The organism is Yoonia sp. R78084, assembly GCF_044595625.1.
Classification (GTDB): domain Bacteria; phylum Pseudomonadota; class Alphaproteobacteria; order Rhodobacterales; family Rhodobacteraceae; genus Yoonia.
Genome location: NZ_CP138993.1, coordinates 2480687 through 2498371 on the forward strand (window position 1 = coordinate 2480687; position 17685 = coordinate 2498371).

Consider the following 17685-nt stretch of genomic DNA (forward strand, 5'->3'; position numbering starts at 1 on the left):
GCAGGGTTCTTGTAAAATGCCTTGCCAAACGATCCCGACACGGGTTTCATAACGGCTGGAAAAGGGCTGATGTCTACGTCGCATCGACATCGCAGCGCCCTGACAGACATTCGGTAAGGCGACGGGTTTAAATCATGAACGTCACGTTTCTTCTCAACGGGGAAACCGTGCAGGTGGAAGCGGAGCCGACCCGCACCCTGCTCGAATGGCTGCGCGAGGATCAGGGTCTTTGCGGCACCAAGGAAGGCTGTAACGAGGGCGATTGCGGGGCCTGCACTGTCATGGTCACGGACGCGGGCGGCGCGAAAGCACTCAATGCATGTATTCTGTTCTTGCCGCAATTGCATGGCAAAGCCGTGCGCACTGTTGAAGGGATCAGCGCGCCGGATGGCACACTGCACCCTGTCCAGCAGGCGATGATCGACCACCATGGCTCGCAATGCGGGTTTTGTACACCGGGGTTTATTGCCGCGATGGCAACTGGGCAACTGCAAGGGCGCACCGATCACAACAATGTGCTGGCTGGTAACCTGTGCCGCTGCACCGGCTATGCGCCAATCGTTCGGGCGGCGCAGGCGGCCGAAACCGCACAGGTGCCCGCATGGATCAAGGATGAGACCCCGCCTGTTGATGGCGTCCCATACGCGCCGGAAACCTTGGATGCGTTGGCCGACTGGTACGCCTCCAACCCTGACGCGACGCTGATTGCGGGTGCGACGGATGTCGGCCTCTGGGTCACCAAGCAGCTGCGGGACCTGCCCAAAGTCGCTTTCCTGAACCGCTGTGCATCGCTGCGCGAGATTACCGAAAAACAGGACGGCATTCATTTCGGGGCTGCCGTCACAATGACCGAAGTTCTCGCGACCATCCGCAAAACGCACCCCTCTTATGCCGAAATGATCCGGCGTTATGGTTCCGAGCAGGTGCGCAATGCGGCGACCGTCGGCGGGAATATCGCGAACGGCTCGCCCATCGGCGACAATCCACCCGCGCTCATCGCACTTCGCGCCACCTTGCACCTGCGCCACGGCACCAAGACGCGTGATCTGCCAATCGAGGATTTCTTCATCGCCTACGGCAAACAGGACCGCGCCCCGGGCGAGTTGGTGACCGGCGTGACGCTGCCCAAGAACGCACCAGCGCTGCGCTGCTATAAAATCTCGAAACGCTTCGATCAGGATATTTCAGCGGTATGCGGCTGCTTCAATGTCACTGTTGTAGACGGCGTTGTCAGCGAGGCACGCATCGCCTTTGGCGGCATGGCGGGCACCCCGCACCGCGCGCATGGGGTTGAGGCGGCGCTCATCGGCCAGCCGTGGACGTCTGCGACAATCGCAGATGCCGCTGGACTCTTCGCGCAGGATTACACACCCATGTCCGACATGCGCGCCAGCGCAGACTACCGCCTGAAGGTCGCGCAGAACCTGCTCCAGCGCTATTTTGCGGACCTCAGCGGTCAGGCCACCTCTGTTTTGGAGGTGTCAGCATGAGCGTTGCCAACCCCCTGCCACATGATGCTGCCACCCTGCATGTAACCGGGGCTGCACGTTACATCGACGATATCCCGACACCGGCCGGCACGCTGCATCTGGCTTTTGGCATGGCCGAGATCGCCTGCGGCACCGTTCGCGCGATGAACCTTGAAAAGGTGAAGAGCGCCGCCGGTGTTGTCGCTGTGCTGACGGCAGATGACCTGCCCTTCGCCAATGATGTCTCGCCATCGGCACATGACGAGCCGCTGCTGGCGACGGGGCGTGTGCATTATTATGGGCAACCGCTCTTTCTGGTGGTCGCACAATCGCATCTGGCGGCGCGCAAGGCTGCGCGGTTGGCGATGGTCGACTACGCCGAAGAAACGCCGGTCCTGACAATCGAAGATGCGATCGCCGCCGATAGCCGCTTCGAGGATGGCCCGCACATCTGGACCAAAGGTGATGTGGAAAGCGCCCTGAACACCGCGCCACACCGCATCACGGGCACCATCAACATGGGCGGGCAGGAACATTTCTACCTTGAAGGCCAGGCCGCGTTGGCCCTGCCGCAGGAAGGCGGGGACATGGTCGTGCAGAGTTCGACCCAACACCCCACGGAAATCCAGCACAAGGTGGCCGAGGCCCTCGGCGTTCCGATGCATGCCGTGCGCTGTGAAGTGCGCCGCATGGGGGGCGGGTTCGGCGGCAAAGAGAGCCAGGGCAACGCGCTCGCGGTGGGTTGCGCCGTGGCCGCGCGGCTGACAGGCAAGCCATGCAAAATGCACTATGACCGTGACGATGACATGATGATCACCGGCAAGCGGCATGATTTCAAGATCACCTATGACGCGGGCTTTGATGGTGAGGGGCGGCTCACCGGCGTTGATTTCACCCAGATGACGCGGTGCGGTTGGGCGCTTGATCTGTCACTCCCCGTGGCCGACCGCGCGATGCTGCATGCCGACAACGCCTATCATCTGCCTGCCGCGCGGATCACTTCGCACAGGCTCAAGACCAATACACAGTCCGCCACCGCCTTTCGCGGCTTTGGCGGCCCGCAGGGGGTTTTGGGGATCGAGCGGGTGATGGATCATATAGCGGCCGAACTGGGCCTTGATCCTGTCGTGGTGCGTGAGCGCAATTACTATGACGCGATGAAGACCGAAGGGCCGGGAACCGGCAAGCGGTTTGGCGCGGAGCATTCGCCCAAACCCGCCGTTCAGACGACGCCCTACCATATGCCCGTCAAGGACTTCATCCTGCACGAGATGACCGAGGCGCTGCTGGCGTCCTCCAACTATCACGCCCGCCGTGCCGCAATCGCAGAATGGAACGCGGGCCATGAGGTCCTCAAGAAAGGCATCGCATTCAGCCCTGTGAAATTCGGCATTTCCTTCACGCTGACCCACCTCAACCAGGCGGGCGCGCTGGTGCATGTCTATCAGGACGGCTCGGTCCATATGAACCACGGCGGCACGGAAATGGGTCAAGGGCTGTTTCAGAAGGTGGCGCAGGTCGCCGCTCACCGCTTTGGCATAGACGTCTCGGCGGTCAAGATCACAGCAACGGATACCGGCAAGGTGCCCAACACCTCGGCCACGGCAGCGTCATCAGGCACAGACCTGAACGGGATGGCGGTGGCCAATGCCTGCGATCTCATTCGTGACCGGATTGCAACCTGTCTGGCAGAGCTGCACCAGACCGATGCCGCCAGCGTGCGCTTTGAGAACAGTCGTGTCTTTGTCGGTAAGACTGAAATGACTTTCGCCGAAGCAGCGCAGACCGCGTACCTGAACCGCGTCAGCCTCTCCGCGACCGGATTTTACAAAACCCCCGATCTCGCCTGGGACCGCATCAGGGGCACCGGCACGCCGTTCTTCTATTTCGCCCAAGGCGCTGCGGTGACAGAGGTGGTGATCGACACGCTGACAGGGGAAAACCGCATCCTGCGCACCGATATCTTGCATGATGCGGGCGCATCGCTGAACCCCGCGCTGGACATCGGACAGGTCGAAGGCGGCTATGTCCAAGGTGCCGGGTGGCTGACCACCGAAGAGCTGGTCTGGGACGACAAGGGGCGCCTGCGTACCCATGCGCCCGCGACCTATAAAATACCCGCCTGTTCGGACCGGCCCGATGTGTTCAAGGTGGCGCTCTGGGATCAACCGAACCCCGCCCAGACGATCTATCGCTCCAAAGCGGTGGGTGAGCCGCCTTTCATGCTGGGCACTTCAGCGTTTCTCGCGTTGTCCGATGCGGTGGCCGCCTGTGGCGGGACCTACCCCGACATGCAGGCCCCTGCGACCGCCGAAGAAGTGCTGCGCGCTGTGAAAAGGGCGCGCGCATGACGGCAATTCGCATCACGGTGACGAAAACCGCGGGGTCCGTGCCGCGTGAGGCAGGCACGCAGATGCTGGTTTGGGCGGACCGGAGCGAAGGGACCATCGGGGGCGGCACGCTGGAATGGGAAGCGATGGCGGAAGCGCGCCGGATGCTACGCGATGGACGGCAAAGCCATAATGCAACAGTACCGCTTGGCCCCGCACTCGGCCAGTGCTGCGGCGGATCGGTCAGCCTGTTGTGGGAAGAGGCGGAGGCGATGACCACCCCCCCTGCCCGTCCGCTCTGGATTTACGGCGCGGGCCACGTCGGGCGCGCTCTGGTCAACGTGATGGCACCTTTGCCGGATTTTGAGATCACTTGGGTGGATACAGGCCCGGAACGCTTTCCGGAGACCGATGTCACAACTCTTGTCGCCAAAGACCCTGCCCTGATTGTGAAACATGCCCCCACTAATGCCGATCACCTGATTCTTACCTATAGCCATGAAATCGACCTCGCCCTCTGCCACGCGCTGCTGAACCACGACTTTCACAGTGCGGGATTGATCGGATCGGCGACGAAATGGGCGCGATTCAGGTCGCGCCTCGCGGCATTGGGGCATACGTCCGCCCAAATCTCGCGCATCGCGTGTCCAATCGGGGATCCCGCACTTGGAAAACACCCTGCGGCGATTGCACTTGGCGTCGCAACTGCGATGATTAGCCCTCAGGCACGCCAGACAAGGGAGCGCACTGCATGACGGAACCGCTGTTGCGCTTATGGGGGCTGACCAAAGCCTATCCCGGTGTTGTCGCCAACAAGGACGTCTCCTTTGATATCGGGCGCGGTGAAGTCCACGCACTCTTGGGCGAGAACGGGGCCGGCAAATCGACACTGGTCAAAACCATCTACGGATTGGTCAAACCTGACAGCGGGACGATGACATTGGAGGGCGAACCCTTCCAGCCCTCCGAACCACGCGCCGCCCGCGCAGCAGGCGTTGCGATGGTGTTCCAGCATTTCTCGCTTTTTGATGCGATGAACGTGGCCGAGAACATCGCGCTTGGCATGGAAAACCCGCCGCCCCAGGCAGAGATTGCAGCACAGGTCCGGCAGGTGTCGGATCAATATGGCTTGCCGCTTGATCCGGACCGGATCGTGGGTGAGCTGTCTGCAGGCGAGCGCCAAAGGGTCGAGATTATTCGCTGCCTTTTGCAGGACCCCAAGCTTTTGATCATGGATGAGCCGACATCGGTCCTTACCCCGCAAGAGGTGGCAATCCTTTTCGAAACGCTGCGCAAGCTCAGCCGCGAAGGCACGGCGATCCTCTATATATCGCATAAACTCGAGGAAATCCGCGCACTGTGTGACAATGCCACGGTCCTGCGGCTGGGGCAGGTCGTCGGCACCTGTGATCCGCGCACGACCTCGGCGCGGGATATGGCGGAACTGATGGTGGGCAGCACGCTGCATGTGCCGCACAAAGAAGACAAGCCTGCAGGTGAAACCGTTCTGGCACTCAAGAACCTGAGCGCGAAAGCACCGCATCGTTTTGGCACGCCTTTGCGGGATATCGTCCTGGAGGTGCGCAAGGGCGAGGTGCTGGGGATTGGTGGCGTTGCAGGCAATGGGCAGGATGAACTGGTCGCGGCCTTGTCGGGTGAAATGAAGACAGCAAAGGCAATGATCAGCTACAAAGGCCAGCCAATCGGCAACCTTGCACCCAATGCGCGGCGCAAGATCGGCATTCTGGCCGCTCCCGAAGAACGGATGGGCCATGCCGCGGCACCTGATATGAGCCTCACGGAAAACGCAATCCTGACAGCCATGACGCGCGAGAAACTGACGACAAACGGGTTCCTGCATTGGGCCAAAGCACGGAAATTCGCCGAAGGGGTGATTGCCGCTTTTGACGTGCGCACACCGGGGCCGCAAAATGCGGCGCGGTCATTGTCCGGGGGCAACCTGCAGAAATTCGTAATCGGTCGCGAGATCATGCAAGCCCCCGAGGTGCTGGTCGTGAACCAGCCAACATGGGGTGTTGATGCCTCTGCTGCCGCCGCAATCCGGCAGGCACTGCTTGATCTGGCGGCCAAAGGTGCGGCGGTTATTGTGATCAGTCAGGATCTGGACGAGTTGATGGAGATTTCCGACCGCTTTGCCGCGCTGAACGAAGGCCGGCTTTCAGCGCCGCGTCCTGCTGCGGGACTGACGGTGGAAGAGATTGGTCTGATGCTGGGTGGTGCCCATGATATGGAGGTAGCGCATGTTGATGCGTAAGGATGCCTCCGGCGGAAGTTTGATTGGACATGGAAAGTCAGGGGGCTGCGCATGATTAAGCTGGAAAAGCGCCCGCAGCCCTCAAAAAGGTGGACCTTTGCGACCCCGATTGTCGCGGTGCTTTTGACCATGTTCTTTGGTGGCGTGTTGTTCGCGGCCCTTGGCCAAGACCCGCTGGTGACGATCCGTACCATCTTCTTTGATCCGCTGTTTTCAGAGTTTGCATGGTTCTATCGCCCGCAGCTTTTGATTAAGGGCGCGCCTTTGGTGCTGATCGCCATCGGTCTGTCATTTGGCTTTCGTGCAGGAATTTGGAACATCGGGGCCGAGGGGCAGTATATCGTCGGTGCGATTTGTGGGGCCGCTGTGGGCCTCGCCTTCTATCCGATGGAGAGTTTCATCATCCTGCCATTGATGGTTGTTGCGGGCGCATTGGGCGGGCTGTTGTGGGCGATGATCCCCGGCTTGCTGCGGGTCAAATTCGGCACCAACGAAATTCTTGTGTCGCTCATGCTGGTTTACGTGGCCGAGCAACTGCTGGCCTCGATGGCACTGGGTGCGTTGCGCAACCCCGAAGGTATGGGCTTTCCGGGCAGCCGGAACCTTGCGCAATATCCATCCGCCACAAGCTGGATCACACAATCCGCAGGCATGCACTGGGGGGTCGTTACGGCCCTGATCGCCGTGATTTTTGCCTATATCGCCCTGTCGCGACATATCTTCGGGTTCAACGTGCGCCTCTCGGGGCAAAGCCCGCGGGCCGCGCGGTTCGCGGGGGTGAACCCGGGCAGGCTGATCCTGATCTGCATGGGGATCTCGGGGACTTTGGCAGGGCTTGCGGGCTTGTTCGAGGTTGCGGGACCTGCTGGGCAGGTCAGTATCGATTTTAACGTAGGCTACGGATTTACCGCGATTATCGTGGCGTTTCTGGGGCGTTTGCATCCTGTCGGTATCTTGCTGGCAGGCGGTCTGATGGCACTGACATATATCGGCGGTGAGATTGCCCAGTCGAACCTTGGCCTGCCGATTGCCGCAATCCAGATTCTGCAAGGCATGTTGTTGTTCTTCCTGCTCGCGGTTGATGTGTTGACCAACTACCGGATCACCTTGGCAAGAAAGGCGCACTGATGGACCTCTCTTCAATCAACCCCGTCCTTTTGCTCGCCTCTCTGATGGTCGCCGCAACGCCGATCATGCTCGCTGCGATTGGTGAGCTGGTGGTCGAACGTGCAGGCGTTCTGAACCTTGGTGTCGAGGGGATGATGATCACCGGGGCTGTCTGCGGCTTTGTCGTGGCAGTCGGCACCAATTCACCTTGGATGGGTTTTGCGGGTGCCGCCCTTGGCGGTGCGCTTATTTCACTGATCTTTGGCTTTTTGACCCAGTTTTTGCTGTCCAATCAAGTGGCAACCGGCCTTGCGCTGACGCTCTTCGGGCTGGGGCTGTCGGCCTTGATGGGGCAGGGCTATATCGGGATCAAGGCGCCCGCATTTCCGGATTGGTATATCCCGATCCTCGGCGACATTCCTGTGATAGGACCGATTATTTTTCAGCATGATCCCATGGTCTATGTGGGCCTCGCGCTGGTTGCCGCTGTCTGGGGGTTCTTGCGCTATTCACGTGCAGGGCTGATTCTGCGCGCGGTCGGCGAGAACCACGAAGCGGCCCATGCGCTGGGCTATCACGTTGTGCGGGTGCGGATGCTAGCGATCATGTTCGGCGGGGCCTGTGCAGGCTTGGGTGGCGCCTACCTCAGCCTTGTGCGCGTGCCGCAATGGACCGAAGGCATGACCGCCGGTGCGGGCTGGATCGCACTGGCCATCGTCGTCTTTGCAAGCTGGCGTCCGGGGCGGCTTTTGCTGGGTGCCTATTTGTTCGGCGGCGTCACCGTGTTGCAGCTTAACCTGCAAGCAGCGGGCGCGGCCATTGCGGTCGAGTATCTTTCTATGGCGCCCTATCTAGCCACTATCGCGGTTCTGGTTATTATGCGGGCTGGACGTGCGCCCGGGTCACTGGGCCAATCTTTCCATGCCTCACGTTGAGGCGACAACAAGACCACCAAGGGGAAAAACATGACAACGAAAACACTACTGGCCAGTGCTGCGCTCGCACTTGGTCTTGCAACAGGGGCCATCGCCCAGGACACCACGACCGTTGGCTTTGTCTACGTCGGGCCGATCGGCGACGGCGGCTGGACATATGAGCACAACAAAGCCCGTCTGGCCGTGGAAGAGCATTTTGGCGATGCAGTTGAAACCGTCTTTGTGGAAAGCGTGCCAGAAGGCCCCGACGCAGAGCGTGTGATGACGCAGATGGCGCTACAGGGTGCTGACCTGATTTTTACCACATCCTTCGGCTACATGGATGCAACGATCAACGTCGCAGCCCAATTCCCTGACGTGAAGTTCGAGCACGCCACAGGCTATAAGCGCGCTGATAACGTCTCGACTTATTCGGCACGTTTCTACGAGGGCCGCGCGGTACAGGGCCACATTGCGGGCCAGATGACCGAGAGCAACATCATCGGCTACATCGCGTCCTACCCGATCCCAGAAGTCATTCGCGGCATCAATGCAGCCTACCTGCACGCGCAGGAAGTGAACCCTGACGTCGAATTCCGCATCATCTGGGCTTACACCTGGTTTGACCCTGCAAAAGAAGCCGAAGCTGCGAATGTTCTGATCGAGCAAGGCGCTGACGTGATCCTGCAGCACACAGATTCGACGGCACCACAGGCCGCAGCGCAGGCCGCTGGCAATGTTGTGACCTTTGGTCAGGCATCCGATATGGCGGAATTCGCACCCTTCCCACGCGTATCATCCATCATCGACGACTGGGCACCTTACTACATCGCCCGCACGCAGGCAGTGATTGATGGCACATGGGAAAGCATGGACACATGGGACGGGATTGGCCCAGGCATGGTCGGCATCGGTGAAATCACCGACGCGGTGCCTGCCGACATCAAAGCTTCTGCCGAGGCCCTGATCGAGCGCCTGCGCACCGGTGAATATCATGCCTTCACCGGCCCGATTAACCGCCAGGACGGTTCTGTATGGCTGGCCGATGGTGAGATCGCTGACGATGGCACTTTGGCAGGTATGAACTTTTACGTGGAAGGCATCACTGCTGAAATTCCGCAGTAAAGACATCGAATGAGCCTAAACAGGAAGGCCCCGCATTGGCGGGGCCTTTTCTACTTGGCGCGTTCATTTTGGACTGCGCAACACACCGTTTCCAGCAATAACGCCCTTTTTTGCAGACGAATCTTGGACGCGACACCCAAATACAGCTAGCTTTAACCATAGTATAAGGCGGTTTGTGTATTTTGCCGCTGATGTGATGAGTACGGCAAGTGGGGCTTTTCTTCCGCGCTTGCCTTGATGTTAATCGCCAGGGTTTCTGCGCCCTGCTGCCGAGGGAAGAAATCTATGGCCCGTCCTGTAAGTTCCTGTCTTGCCGATATTGCAACCTATGCCCGTCTGATGTGTGCCGCTGCGGCCGTCGCGTGCAGCCTGCCAGCACATGCGCAAACAACAGCCACCTATGAGAACGGCACGCTTCGCATTTCATTCACAGAGCATACCAGAGAAGCCGACACGAACAGGCGAATCGATCTATCTGGCAAACTGCGTATGCTCAGCCAACGCGTTGTTGCCGACGCATGCTTTGTGCAAAGCGGAATCGCAACAGAAGACTCCCTTCCGATGCTCACTGCCACAATTTCAGAAGTCAGCGCTATTACACATGCGTTGGAATTCGGTGACACTGGCCTTGGTATTTTCGGGGCCGAAGAACGCCGCATGACTTTGGCGGCTATCGGCCAATTCAATGAGGTCTGGGCACCGATGCAGATCAACGCCCTGTCGATCGCGCAGGGTGACAGCTCGCATGATGATGTTCGGCGGCTCAACGCGCAAAGTGCCGAACTGCTACAAGTTGCCCATCAATTGGTATCGACGGTCGCCGCGCAGTACTTCAATCCTGCTGAAACCCGGCTGGCCGATGCATTGTTGATTGATATCGCCGAACGGCAGCAGTATTTGGCGCAAGATATTGCAAAGAATGCCTGTCTTGCCAACGCCGGCATCGGCACCGACGGCCCCATTGACGCGCTATGGTCTGCCCGCATGGCCTTCAACAGCTCAATTGGTGCTTTGTCTCTGGGCATGCCGAGCCTCGGCATTCAACCTCCCCCCACGAGCAAGATTGACGGCAGCCTCGCAGCAGTGCGCGCCGCATGGCTCGATATGCAACAGCCGATCGATGCACAGCTATCCGGTGATGCCCTTACGCAAGGCCAGTTGGAAGCAGTGTTTTACGGCGCGAATGACATGACCCGCCAGATGGGCAGCGTCATCAGTCTCTATGCTGAAGCCTCACGGTTCGGATCCTAGGCACTGCGGCATCAGACCTACAGTCCGCAAACAGACAAACGGCATTTTGATAACCATGGAAGGTCCTGCTGTATGAGCGACAGCGCATCTGGTACGACATTTTAACCGCGCACAGCGATTGCCCCTACCCCATCGCATCGCTATCTAGGGCAAAACCCTATCCAAGCGGAGCGTCCCTCATGGCTGCCAATCAATTCGTCTATTTCATGGACGGCGTGTCCAAAACCTATCCCGGCGGGAAAAAGGTTTTCGAGAACATCCGTCTGAACTTTCTGCCCGGCGTGAAAATCGGCGTCGTCGGTGTGAACGGCACCGGTAAATCCACCCTGATGCGCATCATGGCGGGCCAAGACAAGGAATTCAGCGGTGAGGCATGGGCCGCCGAAGGCGCGCGTGTCGGGTATCTGCCGCAAGAGCCGGAACTCGACCCGAACCTGACCGTACGTGAAAACGTCATGCTGGGCGTGGCCGACAAGAAAGCGATCCTTGATCGCTATAACGAAGTCGCCATGAACTACTCGGAAGAAACCGCCGATGAAATGGCGCAACTGCAAGACCAGATCGACAGCCAGAATCTCTGGGATCTTGACGCACAGATCGACATCAGCATGGAGGCGCTACGCTGCCCACCCGATGACGCGGATGTCACCACGCTTTCGGGTGGTGAAAAGCGCCGTGTCGCGCTGTGCCAGCTCTTGCTGGACGCGCCTGATATGCTGCTGCTCGACGAACCGACCAACCACCTTGATGCGGAAACGATCGCATGGCTGCAACAACACCTGATCGACTACAAGGGCACGATCCTGATCGTCACCCACGACCGTTATTTCCTTGATGCGATCACCGGCTGGATTCTGGAACTCGACCGCGGCTCTGGCATTCCGCATGAAGGCAACTATTCAAGCTGGCTTGAGGCCAAAGCCAAGCGGCTGGAGCGCGAAGCAAAGGACGACAAATCCAAGCAACGCACCCTGCAACGCGAACTGGAATGGATGCGCCAAGGTGCTAAAGCGCGTCAGGCGAAATCCAAGGCACGGATCGCGGCCTATAACGAAATGGCCAACCAGTCCGAGCGCGAGAAAATGGGCCGCGCCCAGATCATCATCCCCAACGGTCCACGGCTGGGTTCCAAGGTGATCGCGGTGGATGGTCTGAAAAAGGCCATGGGCGACAAGCTCTTGATCGAAGGCCTCAGCTTTGATCTGCCCCCTGGCGGGATCGTCGGCGTGATCGGCCCGAACGGTGCGGGTAAATCCACGCTGTTCTCGATGCTGACCGGTCAGGCCCAGCCTGATGAGGGCACCGTTGAATATGGCGAAACCGTCAAACTGTCTTACGTCGACCAGTCGCGTGACGCACTGAACCCCGACAGCACGGTTTGGGAAGAAATCACCGGCGGCGCAGAGATTATCGAACTGGGCGATGCCTCGATGAACTCTCGCGCCTATTGCTCGGCCTTCAACTTCAAAGGCGGGGACCAGCAAAAGAAGGTAGGGCTCTTGTCTGGCGGTGAACGTAACCGCGTGCATATGGCCAAGCTGCTGAAATCAGGCGGCAACGTCCTGCTGCTTGACGAACCGACCAACGATCTGGACGTGGAAACGCTCCGCGCGCTCGAAGACGCGTTGGTCGATTTCGCGGGCTGCGCCGTGGTGATCAGCCACGACCGCTTCTTCCTTGACCGGATTTGCACGCATATCCTTGCCTTCGAGGGCGACGCCCATGTGGAGTGGTTCCAAGGCGCGTTTACCGACTATGAGGAAGACAAAAAGGCGCGGCTAGGCGCAGATGCGCTTGAGCCGAAGCGGATGAAGCATAAGAAATTCGTGCGCTAAAGCCGCCCGATTGATGCCGCGTCAATCGTCCGCCCAGCCGTGGATCAGATTTTCGCGCATCAGTCTTTGCGCCAAGGTGCCCCGCGCGACGGAAATCTGCGCGAGGTACTGCGCCTTTTGCTGCGCATAGTCGCGTGCCGCATCAACAGCTTGCTGCGTTGAAACAGACGCAAAACGGATTTTCTGGCCTGCGCGAAGCTGGGTCAGCCGGTCTGTGTCACATGAAATCACAGTCGCTATTTTCGGATAGCCGCCTGTGGTTTGATGATCGGCCAACAGCACCGTTGGCACACCGTCGCCCGATACCTGAATGGACCCGCGGACAATCGGCTCTGAAGGGATCGACAAAGCATGCTCCATCTCGAGGGTCGGTCCATTCAGCCGCATTCCCATCCGGTCATAGGCATCGGAAACGGCGAAAGGCGCGCTCAAAAGGTGCTCTAGTGCCTCAGCTGTAAAATACCGATCCTGCGGCCCAAGTACGACGCGCATCGCGCCGTCAGACGCAAATTCCGGCTGCGCAATCTCGCCTGCCCGCTCTTCCCGGACCGCCGCATCTGTCACGACCAGCGTCTGTCCGCCTTGCACAACACCCCCACCAAAGCCCGAGGAGGCGTGGGTGGCCTGGCTACCAAGCCACTTTTCAGACGCCAGATCACCGGCGAAAGCCAGATAGGCCCAACTGCCGGCCTTGCCCGCACGGATGGCCAGCTTCTCGCCCTTGCGGATTGTCAGGATGGTCCATGAACCTGTCTTTTGGCCTGCATGTTCCACGACAAAATCACCACCGGTGATCGCCACGCTGACCGATCCTTCGGTGCAATGCAGCATCAAGCCACCAAGGGAAATCTCGATCGCGTTCAGGCCGGCCTTGTTGCCAAGTGCAGCATGAGCCGCATCAAAGGCAAGACGATCCATAGGGCCGGACGCCGCAACGCCATAGCGCATATTTCCCGGACGGCCCGCATCCTGCATTGTGACCAATGGCCCTGCGAATGAGACAGAGAATTTTGCGCTAGCCATCGACCTTTTCCTTGCAGAGCTCTTCATAGGTCTTGAGGTCGACACGTTCAAAGACCACGCGGTCGCCGACATCAAACAGGAACGGATGGTCCGGGTTTCCTGTGAAAATCGGCGTCGGGGACCGCCCGATGATCGACCAGCCCGTGGGCATCGTCAGCGTGGTAATCAGGCATTGTGGCCCTGCGATAATCACGCTGCCTGCGGGTACGCCGCGCACAGGGGCGGGTTTGCGCGGCACCTGTATCGCCTCTGGCACACCGGACAGATAGGCATACCCTGGCGAAAACCCGTACATCAGCACGTGGAATTCACCTGCCAGATGCGCATTGATCACGGCCTCTTGTGACAGACCTGTCGCCTTTGCAACCGCTGCCAGATCAGGGGCAAAGTCGCCCTCGTAGCAGACCTGTACATGCCGGTCGACGCCGATAATCTTCTGGCTTTCCAAACCTTTAAGCTGTGTCTGCAAATGGCTTTCCACTGCGCTATGGTCCGTCTGTGTCGGGTCAAAGGACACCAGAAGATTGACCAGGGCCGGCACTGTCTCAATCACCCCATGGGGGACATCAGATGCAATCGCCTGATCAAGCGCGATGACAGCGGCATGTGCCTCTTCGCTGATGACCTCCGAGAAAGTTACCAGCAAGGCATGATCAGCGACGGGCTTGAATTGAGGTTCCATGGGCATCCTTAGGGGAAGGCAAAGCGTTTGATCTCTACGCCATGCGCAGTCAGATGCTTCCAAATTGCGCGTGTCATGTCCACAGCCCCCGGGCTGTCACCATGCACACAGATCGAATGCGCTGCAAGTTTGATAGGGTCGCCATCCACTACAGGCATCAGTCCGGTTTGCAGAAATGACATCAGGCGCGCCGCCGCTTCGTCCGCGTCATGGATCATTGCACCGTCATGATTGCGCGGCACGAGCTGACCCGAGGCGAGATACCCCCGATCCGCGAAGATTTCAGAGAATACAGGCGCACCTGCCGCCCGCGCCGCCGCTTCGCTTTCGGTGCCGGAAATTGCGAGGATCGCCAGTTTTGGATCAACCCTGCGCACAGCCGCCACAATCGCATCGGCAGTCGCACGATCCCGCGCCGCCAGATTGCCCAGCGCACCATGTGGCTTGACGTAAGTCACCGGCACCCCGACCAGTGCAGCAACCCCCATCAGTGCACCGATTTGCGCGGCACACATGCGCCCGATCTCATCAGGCGACATCGGGATCACGCGGCGGCCAAAGCCTTCGCGGTCCGCATAGCCCGGATGCGCGCCCACATTTACCCCGTTTTTCTTGGCCTGCATCAACGTCCGGTACATCGTCTCTGGATCGCCCGCATGGCCCCCGCAGGCGATACTGGCCGAGGTGACCAGCGACAGCATCTGGGCGTCATCACCCATGGTCCATGGGCCAAAGCCTTCTCCAAGGTCGGCGTTCAGGTCGATCTGCATCGGCTTTGGCCCTTATTGCAGGAATGTCGGAAGGAACAACGCGATGCTTGGGAAAGCGATCAACAGGAAAGCCATCGCAAGCATGGTCAGGCAATAGGGCAAAGCCCCCAACATTACTTCGTTCAGACTGCCCGACTTGCGCGCGCCCTGCACCACATAGAGGTTCAGGCCAACAGGCGGCGTGATCAAGGCCATCTCGATCAGGACAATCATCAGGATACCGAACCAGATCACATCATAACCTTGTGCGACCACCAGCGGCACGATGATCGGAATAGTCACAACCATCAGCGACAGGGTTTCGATAAAGAAACCCAAAACAATGTAGAGCACAACGACAACCAGAATGGTCTTCAGCGGCGTCAGACCAAGCCCGTTCATGAATTCTGTCAGTTCCCGCCCAAGCCCTGCCGAGGCCAGCGTGAAGTTCAGGAAGGACGCACCAATCACGATCAGCATGATCATGGCAGTGATCTTGACCGTGCCTGTCAGACTTTGGGTCAGCATGTCCCAAGACACGCCGCCAAAGGCCAGAGCGATCAAGAATGCCCCAGCAACGCCAACGGCGGCTGCCTCGGTCGGCGTGGCCCATCCACCGTAGATTGACCCCACAATCAGACCGAAAAGGATCAGGATCGGGATCAGATCAATCAATGCGCGCAACATTTGCGGGAAGGGAAAGGTACGGCGGACTCCGCCCAAATCAGGCCGGATCATGCAGATAATCGCCGTCACGACCATAAAGGCAATCGCCAGCGCAATGCCTGGGATCAACCCGGCAAGAAAGAGTTGCGGGATCGAGGATTGCGTCAGGAATCCGTAAACGATCAGATTGATCGAAGGCGGGATCATAATGCCAAGTGTCCCACCAGCGGCAATCGCGCCTGAAAAAAGTTTGGGGTCATAACCCAGCTTCTCGGCCTGCGGCATAGCCACAGTTGCGACTGTGGCCGCCGTGGCCACGGACGAGCCTGACGTGGCCGAGAACATTGTAGAGGTCGCGATATTGGCGTGAACCAGCCCACCCGGCAGCCAAGACACCCAGCGGTCAAGGGCGGCATAGGTGCGTGTTGCAACCCCGCTACGCACGAGGATTTCACCCAGCAGAACAAAAAAGGGAATAGCTATCAGTGTGGCCGAATTTGACGACGACCAGACCATATTCCCAAGACCCCGCGTCAGGGGAAAACTGGAGAAAAAGACATCAACGCCGAAACCCAACAAGAACAACACGATCCCGACGGGGATAGAGAGCGCGAGCAGCCCCAGAAGGCCGATAGACACATAGCCGATCATTGAAGTGTCTCCTGCTCTGCAAAGGCACCGATGATGCTTTCGGTTTCGGCATGCCTGCGTTTGGCCAGCAAGCTGAGTGCGGCAAGGGTCGTGATCGTGGACATGGCTGCAAACCAGACCCAGCCTGCAAACCACGGCAGCTGAACCCACGCCAATGGCGTCTCGAGCGGCGTGTTCGCCCGCGATCCGTTCGTGATCCAACGTTCCACGACAGGCCACGCCTTGATCGCGATCGTGATGATCACGCCCGACATAACGATCATGGAAAAGACATCAAACAGCGCCTTCCCAAACGACTGGAATTTCGTGCGCAGAAGATCGATGCGGACGTGCCCCAACTCTAACAGTGCATAGGACATGCCCCATGAGGTTGCGAGCGCCATCGCATAACCCGCAATCTCTTCTGTGCCGCCAAGGGACGTGCCGATCTGGCGCATGATAATATCCACGAGCACAAAGGCAGCGCAAAGTAGCAGGCCGAAACCCACGACCAGTGCCACACCTTTGTTGATCACCCGCAGACGATGAATCAGCTTTAGTTCCATCTCAACACGTCCCCTGACTTTGCTTTTAGTTGATTGTCACACCGACAACCGCACCGACACTCTCGTTCCAACGGGCAGCCCAATCGCCGCCTGCGCGCTCTGCCCATTCAGGAAGAACTTCGGTCGTCAGTATGTCGCGTGCCCGCTCAAAGTCTGCGTCGCTCACCTCGACCAGTGTCATTGAGCGCGCGTCACCGGATGGGCATTCACCATTGCCTGTCAGGCAGGCAATGTCATTGACCAATGCGTCCTGTGCGCTGGCCCATGCCGGATCTTCAAAACCAGTGATAATCTCGCTTGAGATCAGCGCTTGGTTTTCCGCGCTCAGGCTGTTCCACTTATCCAGGTTGATCGCAGTCACAACCGAGTCCCAACCGCCAAGCGGAATAGGCAGCAAGTGCGTGGAAACTTCCCACCAACCCGCGCTATAGCCCGAACCGGCACCAGTGACGGCACAATCGACAACGCCGTTTTGCAACGCACCTGGCACCTCGGCGAAGGAAACGTTCACGCCTTCCGCGCCCAGTGCCTCAAGCAGTTTTGCTGTCATACGGCCAGAAGCGCGTACTTTCAAACCCTCAAGATCAGCCAGGTTTGTGATCTCATGGTTGCAGAAAACGACCTGCGGCGGATAGGGCGCAATCGCCAGCACATGTGAATTGAAGCGGTCGCGATAGATGTCCGACACCATCGGGCGGGCAGCATCGACCATGGCACGGGCCTCATCTGCCGTCAGTGCGACAAGCGGCACATCAAGCCCTTCGAGTTCTGGCGCATCGGCCACGGCATAGTCGGCCACTGTCATGGCCACGTCATAGACGCCCTGTCCCAGCAGGGGATAAATATCACCAAGACCCAGGCTCATCTGGTTGTGGGTCGTGAGTTCAACATTGATGCCACCACCCGACGCTTCCGGCAATGTCGTGCTCCAGAATGGTGCCTCATATTGGCCGTGCAAAGGCAGGCTGGACCAGCTACCGACGACGGACAGATCTTCGGCCATTGCCGGTGCCGCCATTGCGGTGGTTGCTGCGAGGATGGATATGACTTTTCTCATGGTTGG

At 59.0% G+C, this 17685-nt stretch carries 15 protein-coding genes; 9 read left to right on the top strand and 6 right to left on the bottom strand.

Annotated features, from left to right (window positions below; genetic code table 11):
- Positions 1–134 precede the first annotated feature (134 nt).
- From xdhA to ettA, 9 genes are all read left to right on the top strand, one after another.
- Complete coding sequence (xdhA, locus tag SJY29_RS12465; RefSeq protein ID WP_400083468.1) at positions 135–1490, top strand: xanthine dehydrogenase small subunit; 1356 nt, start codon at positions 135–137, stop codon at positions 1488–1490.
- Positions 1487–3820, top strand: a complete 2334-nt coding sequence (gene xdhB / locus SJY29_RS12470; RefSeq protein WP_400083469.1) for a xanthine dehydrogenase molybdopterin binding subunit — start codon at positions 1487–1489, stop codon at positions 3818–3820. The genes xdhA and xdhB overlap by 4 nt, the downstream gene beginning before the upstream one ends.
- Positions 3817–4554 carry a xanthine dehydrogenase accessory protein XdhC gene (gene xdhC / locus SJY29_RS12475; protein ID WP_400083471.1) on the top strand — a complete coding sequence of 246 codons (738 nt, stop codon included), beginning with the start codon at positions 3817–3819 and terminating at the stop codon, positions 4552–4554. The genes xdhB and xdhC overlap by 4 nt, the downstream gene beginning before the upstream one ends.
- Positions 4551–6074, top strand: a complete 1524-nt coding sequence (locus SJY29_RS12480; RefSeq protein WP_400083473.1) for an ABC transporter ATP-binding protein — start codon at positions 4551–4553, stop codon at positions 6072–6074. Before xdhC ends, SJY29_RS12480 begins: the two co-directional genes overlap by 4 nt.
- Positions 6075–6125: 51 nt before the next feature.
- Positions 6126–7202: an ABC transporter permease gene (locus SJY29_RS12485; RefSeq protein WP_400083475.1), complete on the top strand. Its 1077-nt coding sequence runs from the start codon at positions 6126–6128 to the stop codon at positions 7200–7202.
- Positions 7202–8116 carry an ABC transporter permease gene (locus SJY29_RS12490; RefSeq protein ID WP_400083477.1) on the top strand — a complete coding sequence of 305 codons (915 nt, stop codon included), beginning with the start codon at positions 7202–7204 and terminating at the stop codon, positions 8114–8116. The genes SJY29_RS12485 and SJY29_RS12490 overlap by 1 nt, the downstream gene beginning before the upstream one ends.
- A 30-nt stretch (positions 8117–8146) precedes the next feature.
- Positions 8147–9220, top strand: coding sequence for a BMP family ABC transporter substrate-binding protein (locus SJY29_RS12495; RefSeq protein ID WP_400083479.1), 1074 nt, complete (start codon positions 8147–8149; stop codon positions 9218–9220).
- A 339-nt stretch (positions 9221–9559) separates the two neighbouring features.
- Complete coding sequence (locus SJY29_RS12500) at positions 9560–10471, top strand: type IV pili methyl-accepting chemotaxis transducer N-terminal domain-containing protein (protein ID WP_400083481.1); 912 nt, start codon at positions 9560–9562, stop codon at positions 10469–10471.
- A 179-nt stretch (positions 10472–10650) separates the two neighbouring features.
- The gene (gene ettA, locus SJY29_RS12505) at positions 10651–12306 is read left to right on the top strand and encodes an energy-dependent translational throttle protein EttA (protein ID WP_110278208.1); all 1656 of its coding nucleotides are present in this window, start codon (positions 10651–10653) and stop codon (positions 12304–12306) included.
- 21 nt (positions 12307–12327) lie between these two features.
- Here ettA and SJY29_RS12510 read toward each other — a convergent pair whose 3' ends face one another.
- From SJY29_RS12510 to SJY29_RS12535, 6 genes are read right to left on the bottom strand one after another with little or no spacing between them, the layout of a single operon-like run.
- Positions 12328–13329, bottom strand: coding sequence for a biotin-dependent carboxyltransferase family protein (locus tag SJY29_RS12510; RefSeq protein ID WP_400083483.1), 1002 nt, complete (start codon positions 13327–13329; stop codon positions 12328–12330).
- Complete coding sequence (locus tag SJY29_RS12515) at positions 13322–14011, bottom strand: allophanate hydrolase subunit 1 (protein WP_400083485.1); 690 nt, start codon at positions 14009–14011, stop codon at positions 13322–13324. Before SJY29_RS12515 ends, SJY29_RS12510 begins: the two co-directional genes overlap by 8 nt.
- A gap of 8 nt (positions 14012–14019) precedes the next feature.
- Positions 14020–14781: a LamB/YcsF family protein gene (locus tag SJY29_RS12520; protein ID WP_400083487.1), complete on the bottom strand. Its 762-nt coding sequence runs from the start codon at positions 14779–14781 to the stop codon at positions 14020–14022.
- A gap of 12 nt (positions 14782–14793) precedes the next feature.
- On the bottom strand, positions 14794–16077 hold the full coding sequence (locus SJY29_RS12525) for a TRAP transporter large permease (RefSeq protein ID WP_400083489.1): 1284 nt from the start codon (positions 16075–16077) through the stop codon (positions 14794–14796).
- Positions 16074–16622 carry a TRAP transporter small permease subunit gene (locus SJY29_RS12530; protein WP_400083490.1) on the bottom strand — a complete coding sequence of 183 codons (549 nt, stop codon included), beginning with the start codon at positions 16620–16622 and terminating at the stop codon, positions 16074–16076. Before SJY29_RS12530 ends, SJY29_RS12525 begins: the two co-directional genes overlap by 4 nt.
- 25 nt (positions 16623–16647) lie before the next feature.
- Positions 16648–17679 carry a TRAP transporter substrate-binding protein gene (locus SJY29_RS12535; protein ID WP_400083492.1) on the bottom strand — a complete coding sequence of 344 codons (1032 nt, stop codon included), beginning with the start codon at positions 17677–17679 and terminating at the stop codon, positions 16648–16650.
- Positions 17680–17685 lie beyond the last annotated feature (6 nt).

Bases quoted from the DNA above. Each gene is read 5' to 3' on its own strand.
- xdhA (WP_400083468.1), top strand. From the start codon at position 135: ATGAACGTCACGTTTCTTCTCAACGGGGAAACCGTGCAGGTGGAAGCG.
- xdhB (WP_400083469.1), top strand. From the start codon at position 1,487: ATGAGCGTTGCCAACCCCCTGCCACATGATGCTGCCACCCTGCATGTA.
- xdhC (WP_400083471.1), top strand. From the start codon at position 3,817: ATGACGGCAATTCGCATCACGGTGACGAAAACCGCGGGGTCCGTGCCG.
- SJY29_RS12480 (WP_400083473.1), top strand. From the start codon at position 4,551: ATGACGGAACCGCTGTTGCGCTTATGGGGGCTGACCAAAGCCTATCCC.
- SJY29_RS12485 (WP_400083475.1), top strand. From the start codon at position 6,126: ATGATTAAGCTGGAAAAGCGCCCGCAGCCCTCAAAAAGGTGGACCTTT.
- SJY29_RS12490 (WP_400083477.1), top strand. From the start codon at position 7,202: ATGGACCTCTCTTCAATCAACCCCGTCCTTTTGCTCGCCTCTCTGATG.
- SJY29_RS12495 (WP_400083479.1), top strand. From the start codon at position 8,147: ATGACAACGAAAACACTACTGGCCAGTGCTGCGCTCGCACTTGGTCTT.
- SJY29_RS12500 (WP_400083481.1), top strand. From the start codon at position 9,560: ATGTGTGCCGCTGCGGCCGTCGCGTGCAGCCTGCCAGCACATGCGCAA.
- ettA (WP_110278208.1), top strand. From the start codon at position 10,651: ATGGCTGCCAATCAATTCGTCTATTTCATGGACGGCGTGTCCAAAACC.
- SJY29_RS12510 (WP_400083483.1), bottom strand. From the start codon at position 13,329: ATGGCTAGCGCAAAATTCTCTGTCTCATTCGCAGGGCCATTGGTCACA.
- SJY29_RS12515 (WP_400083485.1), bottom strand. From the start codon at position 14,011: ATGGAACCTCAATTCAAGCCCGTCGCTGATCATGCCTTGCTGGTAACT.
- SJY29_RS12520 (WP_400083487.1), bottom strand. From the start codon at position 14,781: ATGCAGATCGACCTGAACGCCGACCTTGGAGAAGGCTTTGGCCCATGG.
- SJY29_RS12525 (WP_400083489.1), bottom strand. From the start codon at position 16,077: ATGATCGGCTATGTGTCTATCGGCCTTCTGGGGCTGCTCGCGCTCTCT.
- SJY29_RS12530 (WP_400083490.1), bottom strand. From the start codon at position 16,622: ATGGAACTAAAGCTGATTCATCGTCTGCGGGTGATCAACAAAGGTGTG.
- SJY29_RS12535 (WP_400083492.1), bottom strand. From the start codon at position 17,679: ATGAGAAAAGTCATATCCATCCTCGCAGCAACCACCGCAATGGCGGCA.